Source organism: Candidatus Omnitrophota bacterium, assembly GCA_018830005.1.
Taxonomy (GTDB): Bacteria; Omnitrophota; Gorgyraeia; order JAHJTE01; family JAHJTE01; genus JAHJTE01.
The window spans coordinates 1-17,210 of sequence record JAHJTE010000001.1 but is presented as its reverse complement, the minus strand read 5'-3'; the positions used below and the strand labels follow the sequence as shown (position 1 = coordinate 17,210).

Sequence of the window (17,210 nt, the reverse complement as noted above, 5' to 3'; positions counted from 1 at the left end):
TATGAAGATATCCTATAATTGGTTAAAAGATTACATCGTAATAAAACAACCCGTTGATAAACTGGCCCATAAATTAACTATGGCTGGACTTGAGGTAACTGATTACAGAAAAACTGGCGATGATTGGGTCTTAGATATCGAGGTTACCTCAAATCGCCCTGATTGCTTAAGCCATATCGGCATAGCCCGAGAAGTTGCTGCTATTTATGACAAGAAGCTAAGACTGCCAAGCATTAAAGACATAAGGCGAGAGAAGTCAGATCAGGTATCTGTTAAAATCGAAAACAAAAAAGACTGCCCCCTGTATACAGCCAGGGTTATTGATAATGCCTTGGTTAAGACCTCATCCTGCCACATGCTGAATCGCCTGGGCGTTATTGGCCTAAGAGGCGTTAATAGCATTGTAGATATTACAAATTATGTATTACTCGAGATGGGTCAGCCTTTGCATGCCTTTGATTTGGATAAGATCCTTAATAGATGCAAGATGCCGATAGAGATAATTGTGCGCCGCGCCAAGAAGGATGAGAAGATAGTAACGATTGATGGAGAAACGCGCCAGCTATCTTGTGAGATCCTTGTTATTGCTGATAGATTAGGCCCTATTGCTATTGCCGGTGTTATGGGCGGAAAAGACTCAGAGGTAGATAGTTCTACAAAGAGACTGCTTCTTGAAAGCGCATATTTTGATCCCATAACCATAAGAACTAGCCGCCAGAAATTAGGCCTAAACACTGAATCTTCCTATAGGTTCGAGCGTGATGTAAATCTTTGCGGCGTTTCTAAGGCACAGGAGCGCGTTGCCGATTTAATCCTAAAGACATCACCCAAGGCTAGGTGCTCACGTATCTTTGCAGCGGCTGCTGCAAAACCAAAAAACAAAGAGGTAACTTTAAAATTAGATTGTCTTTATGTCAATAAACTTCTCGGCACGGATTTGGCAAAAGAGACGATTGTAAAGATTTTAAAAAGATTGGAGTTTAGCGTAAAGACACAATCTAAGTCAAGACTCACGATAAAGGCGCCGGATTTTCGAAAGGACATAGAAGGTCAAGAAGATGTAATTGAAGAGATCGTACGTATCTCAGGATACGATAATATAGGCTTGACATTACCTGCAATTATAGCCAAGCCGCAGCAGAGGGAGAGTGTATTTCTGGATGAGTGCAAAAGAGTTATCAAGCGTACTCTTTGTGCCTCTGGATTTTTTGAAGTCATTTCTTATAGTCTGGAGAGTGAGGCCAAGGCCAGTATCTTATCCGTAGATGGCAAAGAAATAGTAAGAATCGAAAATCCTTTAAGCAAAGAGCAGGAGGTTTTACGGCTCAGTCTTTTAGCCGGACTCCTAGATGTAGCAGCGTATAATTTTAATCGCTCGATAGATGATGTAAATATTTTTGAGATGGGAGCTGTTTTTAAAGACACAAGCAGTAAGATAGAGGAGTCTCAAGAGATGGGGATTCTGGCAGCAGGAAAGAAAATAGATGATTGGTATCGCCAGGCCTGTCTAAAGGAGAAAGCAGACTTCTCGCTTTTTGATATAAAAGGTATCCTGGAGACTTGTTTCCTGCGTTTAGGAATTGATATAGCCAGGCTGGATTTTTCCCCGCAAGCATTAACGCCCTATGAGAATGGCATAGGTATAGGGGTTAGCTGTCAAGGCAGCAGCATAGGTCATTTTGGCAAAGTAGAGGATCTTACATTAAAGAAGTGGGGAATCCGCAAGAAGAACGTATTCCTAGCCCTGATAGGGTTGGATAAGCTACTGGCCATCTCCAATCTAGGCAAGAGTTTTACTAAATTCTCTGTTTTTCCTACTGCTGCCAGAGACATAAGCATTATTATAGAGAAGGGAGTTCGCATAAAAACAATAAAGGATGAAATCCTAAAAAAAGATATACCGATTTTGAAGGAGATTTTGCTCTTTGATGAATACAGGGGAGCCAATATTCCGAAAGGTTCTCGCAGCCTATCCTTTTCTCTTAAATTTGCAGCCTTTGATCGCACCTTGAAAGAGGAGGAGATAAATGCCGCGCTGGAGAAAGTAAAGGATTTGCTTACGGATAGATTTTCTGCTCAAATAAGATAGAAGCTAAAAAGCAGTTTCCCTTGCAATTTAGTTGGCCGCATGTTATACTAAAGATGATTGAAAGATTCCCTGCAGTGTTCGCCGGATAGACTTGATATTTGTAGAACCAACACAACTTTCCAGGGAGCTTTACTTCATCTTGCTTGTGGGCAGATGAGATGGCACCCACGTTTAGGAAGACCGGTTCACATCATCCTATCCGACGACACAAGCGGGGTTTTTTGTCGTGTACATAAGTTGATGTGCTTCTTTACCCGCAAGGGTAAATTGACATATGAGAAAGAAAGAGACTTTTGATTTTTTTATAGATAGAAATACCAAGGATGCCGATTACGATAGGCCTCTAGCTGCAAGAATGCGGCCGCGTAAATTAACGGAGTTTGTAGGTCAGAAGCATATCCTGGCTTCTGGTAGACTCCTGCGGCGTTGTATTGAGGCAGATCGTTTAAGTTCGATTATTTTATATGGCCCACCTGGTACAGGCAAGACCTCTCTCGCCTTCTGCATAAGCTCTCAGACACAAGCCCACTTCGAACAGATCAATGCCGTTACCTCTAACATTAATCAACTGCGCAAGATTACTGAAAGCGCAAAACTCAGAAAGAGGAATAGCGGCAGAAGGACAATCCTTTTTATCGACGAGCTTCATCATTTCAATAAGCAACAGCAGGACGTCTTAAATCCTTTTGTGGAGGATGAGACGGTCATCTTAATCGGGGTCACAGTAGAGAATCCTTTCTTTTCTCTCAACAGTCCGCTTTTATCTCGTTCGCATATTTTTAGTCTTAATCCTTTGACCGAGGAGGAATTAAGGGAGATTATAAATAAGGCATTGAAGGATAAACAACGTGGCCTGGGAAAATTAGACATAGTATTGGATGAACCAGCCTGTAGTTTTCTTTGCAAGGTCGCAGATGGCGATGCGCGGCGTTGTCTTAATGCCATTGAGATAGCAGCCTTGACAACCGAGCAGGATAAATCAGGCTGTATTAGATTAACACTTTCAGTTATCGAGGAGTCAATTCAGAAAAAGGCTGTTGTCTATGACCGCGACGGTGATAATCATTATGATACTATCTCGGCATTTATCAAATCAATGCGTGGTTCTGACCCAGATGCAACGCTTTATTGGTTAGCAAAGATGATTTATGCCGGAGAGGATGCGCGTTTTATTGCCAGAAGAATCTGTATTTGTGCTGCTGAGGATGTTGGTAATGCTCAACCTCAGGCATTAGTCCTGGCAAATGCAGCAAGAGATATTCTAGAATACATTGGTATGCCTGAGGCAAGGATTGCCCTGGCTCAGGCTGCAGTTTTCATAGCCTGCTCGCCAAAATCAAACGCTTCCTATATGGGTATTGAGAATGCACTCCAGGACGTTAAATCCGGACGCACTCTGGAAGTACCTGCGCATTTGCGCGATTCTAGCTATCCTGGGGCAGAGAAATTAGGACATGGTAAGGATTATAAATATGCCCATGATTACGATAAACATTACGTAAAGCAAAAATATATACCCAAAAAGAAAAGATATTATATTCCGACAAGCATGGGTTATGAGGCCAAGATAAAGAAGTGGCTGGAGGAATTAAGGGCGCATGATAATCAGTAAACAAAAACCATTTGAAGAAATCCTAAAGATATTAAGCCCTTATAGCAAGATATTTATTGTTGGTTGCGGTACATGTTCTACGACCTGTAAAAGCGGCGGAGAAGAGGAGGTTGCCAAGATTAAGCCTGCTTTGGAAAAAGCCGGCAAGCTAATAACCGGGACAGTTGTTTCTGAATCTCCTTGTGTTGCCGCGCAGGTAAAGGTCCCCTTTGCTAAAAACAGGAAGGCGATAGAAGAGGCTGATGCAATGTTGGTTCTCTCTTGCGGCTCAGGAGTGCAGTCAGTAAAGGAAAATGACCGCTGGGATAAGCCAGTTTTACCTGGCTGTGACACCCTCTTTGCTGCTACTGTAAATGCCAAAGGTGAATTTAATGAATATTGTTCGCATTGCGGCGAGTGTGTCCTGGATATAACAGGAGGGATTTGTCCGGTTACGCGTTGTGCAAAGGGCCTGCTTAACGGTCCTTGCGGCGGTATGGATAAAGGTAAGTGCGAAGTAGATAAAGATCAGGATTGCGCCTGGGTCCTAATTTATAAAGAGGCAGAGAAACACAAAAATCTGGGTAAGTTTAGGCAGATACAAGACCCTAAAGATCATTCACAAAGCATTAAACCCCACAAACTAAAGTTGGAGCAGTAATGGAAGCATACAGCGAAAAAGTAATGGAGCATTTTCTTCACCCGCGCAATGTGGGTGAGATACCTGATGCCAGTGGCATAGGTAATGTCGGTAATCCCGTCTGCGGGGACATCTTAAGATTATATATTAAAGTAGAAGACGGCGTAATTAGCGATGCAAAGTTTAAAACGTATGGCTGTGGTGCCGCGATTGCTACAAGTTCAATGGTTACTGAATTAATTAAAGGAAAGACAATAGAGGAGGCGCTAAAGATTTCCAACAAGGCTGTAGCCGAGGCCTTAGGAGGTCTGCCACAGATTAAGATGCACTGCTCTGTATTAGCCGAGGAGGCATTAAAGTCAGCAATTACTGATTATCGTAAAAGAGAAGCGAATAATGACCAAGAAAACAGTAAGAAAAATAATGCTAAAAAAGCTTAAAAACCAGAAGGAGGTTTTAAGACTTAAAAAAAGTAGAATGATTATGCATAAGTTATTTGCGCTCAAAAGATTTAGGAGTGCAAAGACGGTTATGTTTTATGCATCTTTTGCTGGTGAGGTAGATACATATAAGATGATTAAAGAGGCAATTAAGAAAGGTAAGGTCGTTGGCCTGCCATTCATAGCAGAAAATAAGAAGAGATTGATTCCGCGAGCAATCAAAGGTCTATGCAATTCATTGCAAGAAAGCAGATTTGGTAGTCCACAGCCAAGACTTGATTGTTCTCGGTCTATTCCAAAAAAAGATTTAGACTTCGTTGTTGTTCCCGGTCTTGCTTTTGACCGTTCAGGTCTTAGATTAGGCAGAGGTCAAGGTTATTATGACCGTTTTTTGAAAAATCTATCTAAGAATACTTATACAGCTGGAGTCTGCTTTGATTTTCAAATCGTCTCTTCTCTGCCTCATACCTCTTGTGACCTCCCAGTAGAAAGAGTAATCAGCGCATAATCAAAAGATAGTAAGATTAAAGATTGCAGCTAGCAGTCTTGATTTATGTTGTCTTAAGTAATATAATGAATTTTTGGCAAAGTTTATGTAGCAATTTTGCTAATAAGTGGAGGAAAAATAAATCATGGAAGGTTCAAATAATATCATGCTATTGATTATGGCCTTGGCCATAATCGTTGTAAGCACCTATGGAGGTTATCTGATTTCTAGTTTTTTTCTCAAGCGCAGATTAAACATCACTCGCGAAAAGACTAATCAGTTAATGGAGGAAGCAAAGCAGAAGGCTTCTAATATTCATAAAGAAGCCCAGCTCGAATCCAAAGATTTACTTTACCGCTTACGAATGGATTTTGAAAACGAGAACAAAGAACGCCGTCAGGAATTAAGCAACATGGAAAAAAGAATGCTGCAGAAAGAAGAGAACCTTGATAGGCGTGTAGAGTTACTGGAGAGAAAAGAAAAGGATATTGCAAATAAGCAGAACAGCATTAATACCTTAGAGGACAATCTAAGCAAGAAAGCCCAGCATCTAGAATCTTTGATTGCCGAAGAAAAAGGTATGCTGCAGAGAATCTCTTCTCTGTCTCCTCAGCAGGCGAAAGAACTGCTACTTTCACGTATGGAGCAAGAACTGAATGTAGAAAAGGCCGTACTGATAAAGAATATGGAAGATCAGATTAGGGAGACTGCGGTTAAAAAGGCGCAGGAGATAATAGCCTTATCTATCCAGCGTACGTCTGTAGATCACACAAGCGAATCTACCGTAAGCGTTGTCCCTCTGCCCAACGATGAGATGAAGGGTAGGATTATCGGCCGCGAAGGACGAAATATCCGCGCCCTAGAAATGGCCACTGGAATAGACGTTATTATTGATGATACTCCAGAGGCAGTGATACTATCTGGTTTTGACGTTGTACGCAGGGAGATTGCTCGTATTTCTTTAGAAAAACTTATAGTTGATGGTCGCATTCATCCTGGTAGGATTGAAGAGGTGGTGGATAAGGTTAAGAAGGAAATGGAGGTTAACATCAGGGAAGAAGGCGAACGTGCTGCTTTTGATATTGGCGTACACGGCCTACACCCTGAAATTATCAAACTACTCGGAAGATTGAAATATCGTACTAGCTTTGGCCAGAACGCCTTGCAACATTCTAAAGAGGTCGCCTATCTTATGGGGGTTATGGCCTCGGAATTAAGGGCAGATTTTAAACTGGCACGTAAGATTGGCCTGCTTCATGATATCGGCAAGGCAATTGATCAGGATGTAGAGGGTACCCATGCTGGTATTGGCGCAGATCTTGCGAGGAAATACGGCGAATCTCCGGATGTGGTTAGTGCAATTGCCGCACATCATGAAGAGGTAGAGCTAAATTCTTTCTATTCAGTCTTGGCTGCGGCTGCAGACGCAATCAGCGCTGCAAGACCTGGTGCGCGCCGAGAAACCCTTGAGACTTATATTAAACGCCTTGAGAAATTGGAGGCGATTGCTAATTTGTTTAGTGGCGTAGAAAAGGCATTTGCTATTCAGGCTGGACGAGAAGTTAGGATTATTGTTCAGCCAGAAAAGATTAAGGATTCTGATGTCGTGATTTTAGCTCGCGATATCCGCAAGAAAATAGAAGAGGGCATGGAATATCCAGGTCAAGTCAAGGTTACGGTCATCAGAGAGACAAGGGCCATAGAATACGCTAAATAGACACTAGCCAATATTTATTGCTTGTATCTGTGTTAATCTGTGTATAATTAAGTTATATTATGAAGATTCTGTTTATCGGTGATATAGTCGGAAAACCCGGAAGAGAAACCATAGCTGGTCTCCTGCCAGGTCTAAAGACAGAGTTTAAAATTGACGTAGTTATTGCAAATGCTGAAAATGCTGCTGGTGGCTCAGGTATTACTGTAGCTGTTGCCGATGAGCTATTTTCGCAAGGCATAGATGTATTGACAAGTGGCGATCATATCTTTAAGAGACGTGAGTCTTTTAGCGTTATTGACCATCCTAGAATTTTGCGTCCTGCGAATCTACCTGAAAATGTTCCTGGAAAAGGTCTCATCGTGATCACAGTGAAAAATGAAAAAATAGCTGTTATAAATTTAGAAGGCCGGGTATTTATGAACCCTATAGATTGTCCATTCAGGGTAGTCAGATCTCTTTTGACTGGTATTGATCCAAAAGTAAAGATTATAATTGTTGATATGCACGCTGAGGCAACGAGTGAAAAGATAGCCTTGGGTTGGTTCTTAGACGGTAAGGTGAGCGCAGTCTTAGGAACGCACACCCACGTTCAGACTGCCGATGAAAATATCTTACCAGCTAAAACAGCCTATATAAGCGATGTAGGCATGACCGGTTCTTGCGCTTCTGTTATTGGCAGAAATAAAGAGCAGATTATTGAACGTTTCTTAAGTAGTATACCTACGCGTTTTGAGTTAGCCAGAGGCGATGAACAATTGCAGGGAGTCTTAGTTGATATTGACGAGAAATCAGGTCAGGCGCGAAAGATTAAGAGAATAAAGAGAAAAGCGTCCGCCTAAGGTGGGCTCATTAACATTAAGAGGAGGTGTGTTATGTGGGATGGAATAAATCGTCGCAGATTCCCGCGGGCTGATTACCCTTGCCAGATTAAAATCAGCAAGAAAAAAGGTAAGGAGACCCTTGTATCAAATACGGAGAACGTCGGCTGCGGAGGCATATGCACTGTATTAGAAAAAGGCCTTGGTTTATTTTCTGACGTATCCTTGGAACTTGATATCAAGGATAGCCAACCCCCGATTAAAACCGTAGGAACGGTTGTCTGGGTGGTAAGACGTCATGAGATTAAAAAAGAGAGACCGGGATTTTTTGATACAGGTATTGAATTTAAAAAGCTAGATGCAAAAGATGTTGCCAGAATTGAAGCGATAGTAAATAAATGCCTTCAGAAACAATAGGGAAAAGACGGGTTCTAACCGTAGAAGAGTTAACCCAGGACATAAAGACAGTACTGGAAAATTCCTTGCCAGATGTTTGGGTTGTAGGTGAGGTTTCGAATTTAAGCCGGCCTGCATCAGGACATATCTATTTTACCCTCAAAGATTCTCATTCCCAGATTCGCACTGTATTTTTTAGAGACTATAACAGGTCACCTAAATTCCAACTTAAAGATGGTATGCAGATTCTCTGTTTCGGGAGCGTGAGGGTATATGAGAGGGGCGGAAACTATCAGTTATGTGCAAGATGCGTTGAGCCAAAAGGCTTAGGCAGTCTAGAACTTGCCTTTCAGCAGTTAAAACAGAAGCTTGCCAGGGAAGGTTTTTTTGATCAAGCACGCAAAAGGTCTATACCACCTCTTCCCAAAAGAATAGCAATTATTACTTCTTCTTCTGGAGCAGTTATACACGATATGCTTACTGTTCTAAAACGAAGGGCAATGTTGATTCAGGCAACGCTTTTTCCTGTGCGGGTGCAAGGAGAAGGGGCGGCAGGGGAGATAGCGCAAGCAGTTAAGCTCGCAAACAAACACGCCAACTTTGATTGCCTGCTGCTTGCCCGTGGCGGTGGTAGTCTTGAAGATCTCTGGGCGTTTAATGAAGAGGTCCTAGCGCGTGCTGTTTTTTCCTCGCGGATTCCTGTTGTTAGCGCTGTAGGGCACGAGGTAGATTGGACAATAGCAGACTTTGTTGCTGATTTGCGCGCACCAACCCCTTCGGCAGCAATAGAATTGATTATTCCATCTCGCGATAATCTGCAGGATAGATTAAAGGAGTTGATAATACGCCTAGAGCAATACATGCACAGGCTTATACCGGATTATCAACAGCGTCTTGATGATTTGCTTGTTTCTCTAGGGAGGAGTTTGAATCAGATGGTAGAACTAAAAACTGCCAAGGCAAGAGGGTTCCTAGACAGGTTCAAGGCCTTAAGCCCCCTAGATGTTCTAAGGCGAGGATACAGTATTACTTTTAATAAAAGGAATCATAAGGTGATTAGGGATATCAAGGATGTAATGGTTGGGACAGAATTGGTGACGATTCTTTCGCGAGGAAAACTGGAGAGTGTCCTAAAAAATAAATCAAACAGAGGTTAAACGCGTTATGACAAAGCAATTTGACTTTGAGCAGGCATTTGAAAAATTAGAAGATATTGTCCAGGAGTTGGAGGCTGGCTCCTTGGGCCTGGAAGAGGCGATTAAGAAATTTAAGGTTGGTTCTCGTCTTGCACAAGAATGCCTGCAGCAATTACAATCAGTAAAAATCAAGGTGGAACAGGTAGTTGGAGAAGAGAAGGGCAAGCTAAAGGTAAGGCCTTTTCTGCGCTAGGATAATATGTTAATCGAGACCGTTAATAGCCCAGAGGATTTGAAGAAAATCCCACGTGTGAAACTGCCAATTTTAGCCAGCGAGATACGCCGCATTATTATTGATGCTGTTTCTTCTTCTGGTGGGCATCTTGCAAGCAGTCTAGGGGTGGTGGAGTTGACCATTGCCTTGCATTATTGCTTTCAGGCGCCAGAAGATGTCATTGTTTGGGATGTCGGCCACCAGTGTTACGCCCATAAAATTATCACTGGAAGAAGAGATAAATTTTCTAGCCTGCGGCAGTATGAAGGGATTAGCGGTTTTCCTTTACGGGGAGAATCTGTTTATGATGTATTTAGCGTTGGGCATAGTTCAACAGCAGTTTCTCTTGCATTAGGCTATGCTGCTGCCAGGGACTTAAAAAAAGGCAAAGAAAAAACAATCGCCATAATTGGCGATGGTTCTCTAAGCGGCGGTATGTGCTTTGAGGCCTTAAATAATGCGGGTCATTTAAAGAAAGATTTACTAGTAATATTAAATACGAATGAGATGAGTATTTCTCCGGCGGTGGGAGCATTAAGTGGTTATCTAAACAAAATAATTTCCCGTCCTATTTATAATCGTTTTAAATCTGCGCTTGAAAAATTTATAAGTTTACGCATCCCTCATATTGGCCCGCGCCTGGTAAAGTTGTCTTTACATTTTGAAGAGATATTAAAAGGCCTTATTGTTCCGGGAATATTTTTTGAAGAACTTGGCTTTCGTTATTTTGGTCCTTTGGACGGCCATAATCTAGAACAATTAATCCAAACCCTGAATAATTTAAAAGAGGTTGAAGGCCCCCTGCTTTTGCATGTAATGACTAAAAAAGGCAAGGGCTTTGCTCCTGCAGAGGCCCAACCAGAAAAATTTCATAGCGCCCATAAATTTAATAAACAGAATGGCAGACCGCTCCCTAATTCTGTTTCAAAAAAACATACATTTACAGAGGTCTTTAGTAATAAGCTCATTCAACTTGCCTCTAAGGATAAATCAATCGTAGCCATTACTGCAGCAATGCCTGAGGGGACAGGATTGGATAAATTCAGCAAAGAATTTCCGAGTCGTTTTTTTGACGTTGGCATAGCTGAACAGCATGCTGTTTCATTTGCCGCAGGGCTTTCTGCTAAAGGCATAAAGCCGGTTGTAGCTGTTTACTCTACCTTTTTACAGCGCTCTTATGACCAGATTATCATTGATCTGGCATTGCAAAATTTAAACGTGGTACTTGCCGTTGACCGCGCTGGTATTGTGGGTTCAGATGGCGTAACGCATCAAGGCATCTTTGACATTGCTTTTCTCAGGACCATACCCAATATTATTGTTTTAGCACCAAAGGATGGGCTAGAATTAGAGGCAATGTTGGAGTTTGCCTTTAGTCAGTCTTGTCCTGTTGCTATTCGCTATCCAAAATCAGATGTTTTTAATTTTCCTGAAGAGTTTCAGGATACCTCTAATATAGCAGGGCCTCAAGTTTTAAAAAGGCCAGGAGATGTTTCTATCCTGGCCCTGGGAAGCATGGTACAGCCGGCATTTGAGGCCATAAAGATTTTAGGTCCCAAGGCCAAAGATATCGGCCTTATCAATGCACGTTGCGCAAAGCCCTTGCAGGAAGATTTTTATAAAGATTTAGCCAAAAAGAGCAAGCATATTATTACAGTTGAAGAGGGCATTCTTGATGGCGGTTTTGGCTTGGGAGTCAAAAATATAATAGGAGAAGAGGCCAAGGTAACATGTTTGGGTCTGCCGCTTGATTTCATACAGCATGGCCCACGCTCTGTTTTGCTGGATAAATTTGGATTGAGTCCGGAGAAAATAGCCAAGACGATAAGTGAAATAAGACATAAAATATAAAAGTGGCACAACAGATCTTTCTTCTTGATGCTAGGCTGGTTAATCCCCGCTATTCAATACCTTGATTGTACAAAAACAGCTATTTCACAACTTATAAGTTGTGAAAATAGTTGACACATATTTAATATAGGTTATAATCTATATATATATAGATTATAACCTATATTTATTGAGAACCAAATGAATCCTAAAATCAGAAAAGCACAGAATCAAATTTTAAAGGTCTTTTCAAAGAAAGCTAATGACTTTGGGCTTGCCGGTGGCACTGCCCTTGAATTGTATTATTTACACCATCGTTTTTCCGCAGATTTGGATTTCTTTTCACACAAATATGAGGTTTCAGAAATAAATAACTTGGTCTCTGCATTTGGAAAAGATATAGATAAAAGGATACACTTGGAATCTGAGTTTGTGGCAGGCGGAAAGGCCAAGGTTCGTTTTTATACTATACCTGTTAAGGGCTCTAGCAGACCATTAAAGATTGATTTTGTTGAAGATGTTATTTTTCAAGATCCTGCGATACGAAAAATTGAAGGAGTCCGTGTTTATAGCGTAGAAAATATCTATTTACAGAAAATTATTGCCATTTCTGGGATTCGGCCTGAAATAGATGAGATAGGCAGGCAAATCATAGAAGGTCGCAAGGAGGGGCGTGATGTGTTTGATGTTTATATGCTTTCAAAGAACATACAGCCATTGCATATATTCCTGCGGAACGTCTCTTCGCAATTACAAAGAGGAATGATTCATTGGTATCGAACATTTTCTCGGCAAGATCTTAAGCTCGCACTTATCGATATGGATATTTATGATAAGAAATTTAACTCTAGGGAAATGATTATTTATTTGGAGAATGAGATAAAAGAATTTATGAGAGAGGTTATCGAATGATTATTGCAAAATACTTTTGGGATTTGAAAGAAGGGGCTCTAAGAGAAACTAAAAAAATCCTAAAAAATTCTCAGCACCCTAAATTTACCATGCGAATGGCTACTTTTTTATCGCGTTGTGATAAGCCGAAAGAGCTTTTTTCGGTTATTAGCAAGAAAGAGTTTGTGAAAATATGGCCGAAGATTAGAGTCTACTGGGTAAAACGTATACGGCAATCGGAATTTAGAGACTGGTGGGAGACAATATATGAACAACTTTTAGATGAGTATCAACACAAACAAAAAAGAGCTGAGGGAAAAACTCCGGCTTTTTTTCGGGAATTCGGCAAACTGATTAAAGAGGCAAGAGTCGAGAAAGGGTTAAGTCAAAAACAACTGGCTTTTAGAATAGGTATGAAACAACCAGATATCTCCAGAGTTGAAGAAGGAAAGAAAAATATCACAATGTTCACTTTAATTCGCCTCTCTAGAATTCTGGGAATTAAAAGAGTGGACATAAGTTAAATAAAAATAAAAAATAGGTACATATGTTCTAGCTCAATAATTCTCTAACTTTTTGCATATGGCAAAGATAAAGATTGATAGCAAACGTTGTAAGGCATGTAATCTGTGTATAGTATTTTGTCCTTTTGGACATATAAAGAAAGGCCATTCGCTAAATAAAGTAGGCTATAAGCCTGTGGTATTCCTAGAGAAAAAAGGCAAGGCCTGTACAGGATGTTGCGCCTGTGCGATTATCTGTCCGGAGGCGGCAATAGAGGTATATAAATAAATCCGATGAGTCCAAAAAAGCCAAAAAAAATATTGATGAGCGGGAATGAGGCATTTGCTGAAGGCGCTATTCTAGCTGGCTGTCGTTTCTATGCTGGTTATCCGATTACGCCTCAGAATGAGATACCTGCTTATTTTTCCAGGAGGATGCCCCAAGTTAAGGGTATATTTATACAGGCAGAAAGCGAAATCGCAGCGATTAATATGGTATTTGGGGCAAGCTGTGCCGGAAAACGGGCGATGACGAGTTCTTCAAGCCCGGGTATTAGCCTTAAACAAGAAGGCATATCCTATCTGGCTGGATGCATGCTACCAGCAGTAATCGTAAATGTTATGCGCGGCGGACCGGGTTTAGGCAATATTGCTCCCAGCCAGTCAGATTATTTTCAGGCGGTCAAAGGCGGTGGTCACGGCGATTATCATTCGATTGTCTTAGCACCTTCTAATGTGCAAGAGGCGTATGAGTTGGCACAGCTCTCTTTTGATTTGGCTGATAAATACAGGATGCCGGTAATTATTTTAGCCGACGGGATGTTAGGTCAAATGATGGAACAAGTAGATCTAAATGCTGAGCACTACGCACTAAAGACTATCAAAATTAAAAAATCCTGGGCCTTGAGGGGGGCTAAAAATAGAAGGCCTAATATAATTCGTTCCCTATTTTTAAAAGAAGGCGCATTAGAAGAGATTAACAAAAAATTACAGAGAAAATATAAAGAGATTCAGAAAAAAGAAGTGCGCTATCAAGCCGCTTTTCTGAATGATAGTAAACTTTTAATAGTAAGTTATGGTATTATGGCCAGGATCCTAGAGGACGTGGTCAGGAGTTTAAGAAAACAAGGTTTAAGGTTAGGCCTATTGCGTCCAATAAGTCTCTGGCCGTTTCCTACAAAGGAGATAAAAGACGCCTCTAATAATAAAAAGGTGCTGGTTATTGAGATGAGCGCCGGGCAGATGCTAGAAGATGTTAGACTTGCAGTTGATGCTAGATGTAGCGTGGATTTCCTGGGTCGTACAGGCGGAGGCATCCCAACGCAAGAAGAGATAGCACATAAGATAAAAACTATTTATAACAAATAGAAAATTCATGAAAAAGATATATTCTCATCCGGAATCGCTACGCAAAGTAAAAACCCATTACTGTCCTGGTTGCGGACATGGCTTAATACATAAATTAATATGCCAGGTGATTGATGAACTTGGTATAAGAGACAAAACCATTGCTGTTGCTCCTGTTGGTTGCGCGGTTATTGCTTATGATTATTGGAAACTGGATACTGCCGAGGCAGCTCATGGAAGGGCGACGGCAGTTGCTACAGGGTTAAAACGGACACAGCCTGAAAAAGTAGTCTTCACCTATCAGGGAGACGGTGATTTAGCAGCTATTGGCACTGCCGAAACTATACATACTGCCAATAGAGGAGAAAATATAACCGTTATTTTTGTTAATAATGCTGTGTATGGAATGACGGGCGGTCAGATGGCACCAACTACTTTACTGGGACAGAGGACTGCTACTACGCCCCTTGGCAGGAATTTAAGTTCCGGGGAAGGTCCGCCTTTAAAGTTATTGGAGATGCTTGCTCAATTAAGTCAGGTATCATATTTAGAACGCACTGCAATTACCACAGTTCGTTCTATACATAATGTAAAACGGGCAATCAAGAACGCCTTCTCTAATCAACTTGAAAATAAAGGCTTTGGCCTTGTTGAAATTTTGAGCCCCTGTCCAACCTATTGGGGAAAGACACCTCTGGAGAGCCTGCGTTGGATAGAGGAAGAGATAGTGAAGGTGTATCCTTTGGGCAGGATAAAGTGAGAAGGTAAAGCAATGACTGAACACATAATCTTCGCAGGAGCAGGCGGTCAGGGTATAATGCTTATGGCTAAAGTCCTGGCCCAGGCAGCAATGATCAACGGCAGATATATAACCTGGCTTCCATCTTACGGAGCAGAGGTGCGAGGAGGCACAGCAAGGTGCATGCTAACCATAAGTGAGACAAAAATAGGCTCTCCTTACTTTGCTTGTGCCGATGCGCTTATTGTGATGAATCAACCCTCGCTTATGAAGTTTTTGCCAGCCTTAACAGAGGGTGGACTTTTAGTTGTGAATACCTCTTTAGCAAAGGTACCAAAGCCAGCAAAGAAGATTAAGATGGTTAAAATAGCAGCAACACAAATAGCACTTGATTTGGGAAACATCAAGGTTGCAAATATAGTTGCCTTGGGTGCGTATTTATCTCAGCGCAAACTCATAGCCAAACACACCCTAATAGATACATTATCTGAGATGGCCAAGGCTGTTAATCCTAAACTTTTCCAGATCAATAAGAAGGCATTTGAGCTAGGATACAATGGTTAGAGTACGTTTTGCTCCCAGTCCAACAGGAAATCTGCATATTGGTGGTGCGCGCACTGCTATATTTAATTGGCTTTTTGCTAAAGCCAATAATGGAATATTCATCTTGCGTATCGAAGATACGGATATTAACAGAAGTAAAAAAGAGTACCTGGATGAAATCTTAACATCCCTTAAGTGGCTGGGTATGGATTGGCAGGAGGAATATTATCAAAGTAAGCGCTCAAAGTTATATAAAGAACATGCACAGAAGTTGTTAGATAAAGGCCTAGCCTATGAACAGGAAAGCACTAAGGAAAACGTGAAAGGCAAGGCGATAATCTATAGGGTAGTCCAGAATCGAAAAATTAAAATAAAAGATTTGATATATAAAGATATTGAATTTGACACAGCAGAGATTAAAGACCAGGTATTGATTAAATCTGACGGAACACCAGCCTATAATTTTGCCTGCGTGGTCGATGATTATCTTATGAAAATCAGCCATATTATTCGCGGCGATGACCATATTTCCAATACGCCAAAACAGATTATGCTTTATGAGGCCTTGGGTGCAGAGATCCCGCAGTTTGCGCACTTGCCGTTGATACTAGGCAAAGGCGGCGGCAGACTTTCAAAGCGAACCGGGGCCACAGCAATATCAGAATATCGCAAGATGGGCATTTTACCAGAAGCGCTTTTTAACTATCTCCTGCTTCTGGGATGGTCGCCGGGAAAAGACCAGGAGATAATTGATAATAAATGCGCTATAAGTAAATTTAAGTTAGAAGGCGTGAATAAAACTGCAGCTACATTTGACTCGGATAAGTTGCTATGGATGAACAATCAATATTTAAAAAGCGCAGATACAGATAAGATATTAGATTTGCTTATTTTGCCTCTTTCAGAGATTGGCTTTATTGATAAGAACACCGATAGGAATTGGTTAAAGGATGTAGTAAGGTTATTTCAGTCCCGGCTTAATAGATTAGGCGATTTTTTAGAATGGGCTGATTTTTTCTTTAAAGATGAAATCATATTTGATGAGCAGGCAGCCAACAAACTAAAGGCCAGAGACAGCTCGCAAGATTTCAAGAATTTGATTCTTAGATTTTCCGAGATTTCCGAATTCAGCCCGCAGGCAATCGAGGAAGCATTTAGAGATTATATTACCCAGGCAGACATTAAATCTCGCGATTTGATACATCCTCTGCGTGCAGCTCTTACCGGAAAGACAGTTGGTCCGGGATTATTTGAGGTCTTATCGGTTTTAGGAAAGGATAAAGTAATTAAAAGGCTAGAGAGGGTAATCAAGCAGAAGGACATCGCAAGTTGAGGGAAATCGCCAATGATTAAACGAATAAGTTTGCTTATAATGGTATTGAGCTTGGGATTTAGTTTATGTTCCTGCGAGACCATCAAGGGAACGGGAGAAGGATTTTTTACTGGGATTGCTAAAGACGTAGGTAATACCTGTGATAATATCGCAGATTTGGGTAGGGCACTTAAGCGGGCAGATGAAGAGTTTGAGGAAAAGTTCTGGTAGTCAAGTTTTTAATATCTTGCGGGATCGTATAACTGGCAGTACGCCAGATTCTGGATCTGGTTGTCAAGGTTCGAGTCCTTGTCCCGCAGTTATTTCCAGACTGGACTCGAACCAGGAGAAGGAGAGGACTTCGACATACGAGTGATTGCGTGATGACGGATGACTGCGCTAAGCGCAGGTTTCTGAATAACTTGAAAATCGTAACAGATTGAGGAGAGACAGACAT

The 17,210-nt window shown here is 41.4% G+C and carries 19 protein-coding genes and 1 tRNA gene; all 20 read left to right on the top strand.

From position 1 onward, the window contains the following. Position 1 precedes the first annotated feature (1 nt). The 20 genes from pheT to KJ593_00005 all read left to right on the top strand — a co-directional run bounded on the left by pheT (position 2) and on the right by KJ593_00005 (position 17,073). Positions 2–2,089: a phenylalanine--tRNA ligase subunit beta gene (pheT, locus tag KJ593_00100; GenBank protein MBU2540287.1), complete on the top strand. Its 2,088-nt coding sequence runs from the start codon at positions 2–4 to the stop codon at positions 2,087–2,089. 274 nt (positions 2,090–2,363) lie between these two features. Then, a complete protein-coding gene (locus KJ593_00095; protein MBU2540286.1) occupies positions 2,364–3,701 on the top strand; it encodes a replication-associated recombination protein A in 1,338 nt (445 codons plus the stop codon). Continuing rightward, on the top strand, positions 3,688–4,341 hold the full coding sequence (locus KJ593_00090) for a methylenetetrahydrofolate reductase C-terminal domain-containing protein (protein MBU2540285.1): 654 nt from the start codon (positions 3,688–3,690) through the stop codon (positions 4,339–4,341). The genes KJ593_00095 and KJ593_00090 overlap by 14 nt, the downstream gene beginning before the upstream one ends. Further along, complete coding sequence (gene nifU / locus KJ593_00085; protein MBU2540284.1) at positions 4,341–4,760, top strand: Fe-S cluster assembly scaffold protein NifU; 420 nt, start codon at positions 4,341–4,343, stop codon at positions 4,758–4,760. The genes KJ593_00090 and nifU overlap by 1 nt, the downstream gene beginning before the upstream one ends. Next, positions 4,717–5,268 carry a 5-formyltetrahydrofolate cyclo-ligase gene (locus tag KJ593_00080; protein ID MBU2540283.1) on the top strand — a complete coding sequence of 184 codons (552 nt, stop codon included), beginning with the start codon at positions 4,717–4,719 and terminating at the stop codon, positions 5,266–5,268. Before nifU ends, KJ593_00080 begins: the two co-directional genes overlap by 44 nt. Before the next feature lie 124 nt (positions 5,269–5,392). After that, positions 5,393–6,964 (top strand): ribonuclease Y, encoded by a 1,572-nt coding sequence (rny, locus tag KJ593_00075; protein MBU2540282.1) that lies wholly within the window; start codon positions 5,393–5,395, stop codon positions 6,962–6,964. A gap of 59 nt (positions 6,965–7,023) precedes the next feature. Beyond that, the gene (locus tag KJ593_00070) at positions 7,024–7,803 is read left to right on the top strand and encodes a TIGR00282 family metallophosphoesterase (protein ID MBU2540281.1); all 780 of its coding nucleotides are present in this window, start codon (positions 7,024–7,026) and stop codon (positions 7,801–7,803) included. Between the two features lie 33 nt (positions 7,804–7,836). Beyond that, on the top strand, positions 7,837–8,199 hold the full coding sequence (locus KJ593_00065) for a PilZ domain-containing protein (GenBank protein MBU2540280.1): 363 nt from the start codon (positions 7,837–7,839) through the stop codon (positions 8,197–8,199). Next, positions 8,181–9,335, top strand: a complete 1,155-nt coding sequence (xseA, locus tag KJ593_00060) for an exodeoxyribonuclease VII large subunit (GenBank protein MBU2540279.1) — start codon at positions 8,181–8,183, stop codon at positions 9,333–9,335. Before KJ593_00065 ends, xseA begins: the two co-directional genes overlap by 19 nt. 7 nt (positions 9,336–9,342) lie before the next feature. After that, positions 9,343–9,567, top strand: coding sequence for an exodeoxyribonuclease VII small subunit (gene xseB / locus KJ593_00055; protein ID MBU2540278.1), 225 nt, complete (start codon positions 9,343–9,345; stop codon positions 9,565–9,567). A 6-nt stretch (positions 9,568–9,573) separates the two neighbouring features. After that, the gene (dxs, locus tag KJ593_00050; protein MBU2540277.1) at positions 9,574–11,439 is read left to right on the top strand and encodes a 1-deoxy-D-xylulose-5-phosphate synthase; all 1,866 of its coding nucleotides are present in this window, start codon (positions 9,574–9,576) and stop codon (positions 11,437–11,439) included. Positions 11,440–11,619: 180 nt separating this feature from the next. Then, positions 11,620–12,330, top strand: coding sequence for a nucleotidyl transferase AbiEii/AbiGii toxin family protein (locus KJ593_00045; GenBank protein ID MBU2540276.1), 711 nt, complete (start codon positions 11,620–11,622; stop codon positions 12,328–12,330). Continuing rightward, complete coding sequence (locus tag KJ593_00040) at positions 12,327–12,833, top strand: helix-turn-helix domain-containing protein (protein MBU2540275.1); 507 nt, start codon at positions 12,327–12,329, stop codon at positions 12,831–12,833. Before KJ593_00045 ends, KJ593_00040 begins: the two co-directional genes overlap by 4 nt. Before the next feature lie 58 nt (positions 12,834–12,891). Next, on the top strand, positions 12,892–13,101 hold the full coding sequence (locus tag KJ593_00035; protein MBU2540274.1) for a 4Fe-4S binding protein: 210 nt from the start codon (positions 12,892–12,894) through the stop codon (positions 13,099–13,101). 5 nt (positions 13,102–13,106) lie between these two features. Continuing rightward, on the top strand, positions 13,107–14,180 hold the full coding sequence (locus KJ593_00030) for a 3-methyl-2-oxobutanoate dehydrogenase subunit VorB (GenBank protein MBU2540273.1): 1,074 nt from the start codon (positions 13,107–13,109) through the stop codon (positions 14,178–14,180). A 7-nt stretch (positions 14,181–14,187) separates the two neighbouring features. Then, the gene (locus tag KJ593_00025; protein MBU2540272.1) at positions 14,188–14,919 is read left to right on the top strand and encodes a 2-oxoglutarate oxidoreductase; all 732 of its coding nucleotides are present in this window, start codon (positions 14,188–14,190) and stop codon (positions 14,917–14,919) included. A gap of 12 nt (positions 14,920–14,931) precedes the next feature. Next, positions 14,932–15,462, top strand: a complete 531-nt coding sequence (locus KJ593_00020; protein ID MBU2540271.1) for a 2-oxoacid:acceptor oxidoreductase family protein — start codon at positions 14,932–14,934, stop codon at positions 15,460–15,462. Then, entirely contained in the window at positions 15,455–16,774 is a 1,320-nt protein-coding gene (locus KJ593_00015; protein ID MBU2540270.1) for a glutamate--tRNA ligase, read from the top strand. The genes KJ593_00020 and KJ593_00015 overlap by 8 nt, the downstream gene beginning before the upstream one ends. Positions 16,775–16,786: 12 nt before the next feature. Then, the gene (locus tag KJ593_00010) at positions 16,787–16,984 is read left to right on the top strand and encodes a hypothetical protein (GenBank protein MBU2540269.1); all 198 of its coding nucleotides are present in this window, start codon (positions 16,787–16,789) and stop codon (positions 16,982–16,984) included. 17 nt (positions 16,985–17,001) lie between these two features. Continuing rightward, positions 17,002–17,073: transfer RNA gene (locus KJ593_00005), tRNA-Gln, on the top strand. The last annotated feature ends 137 nt before the right edge of the window (positions 17,074–17,210 follow it).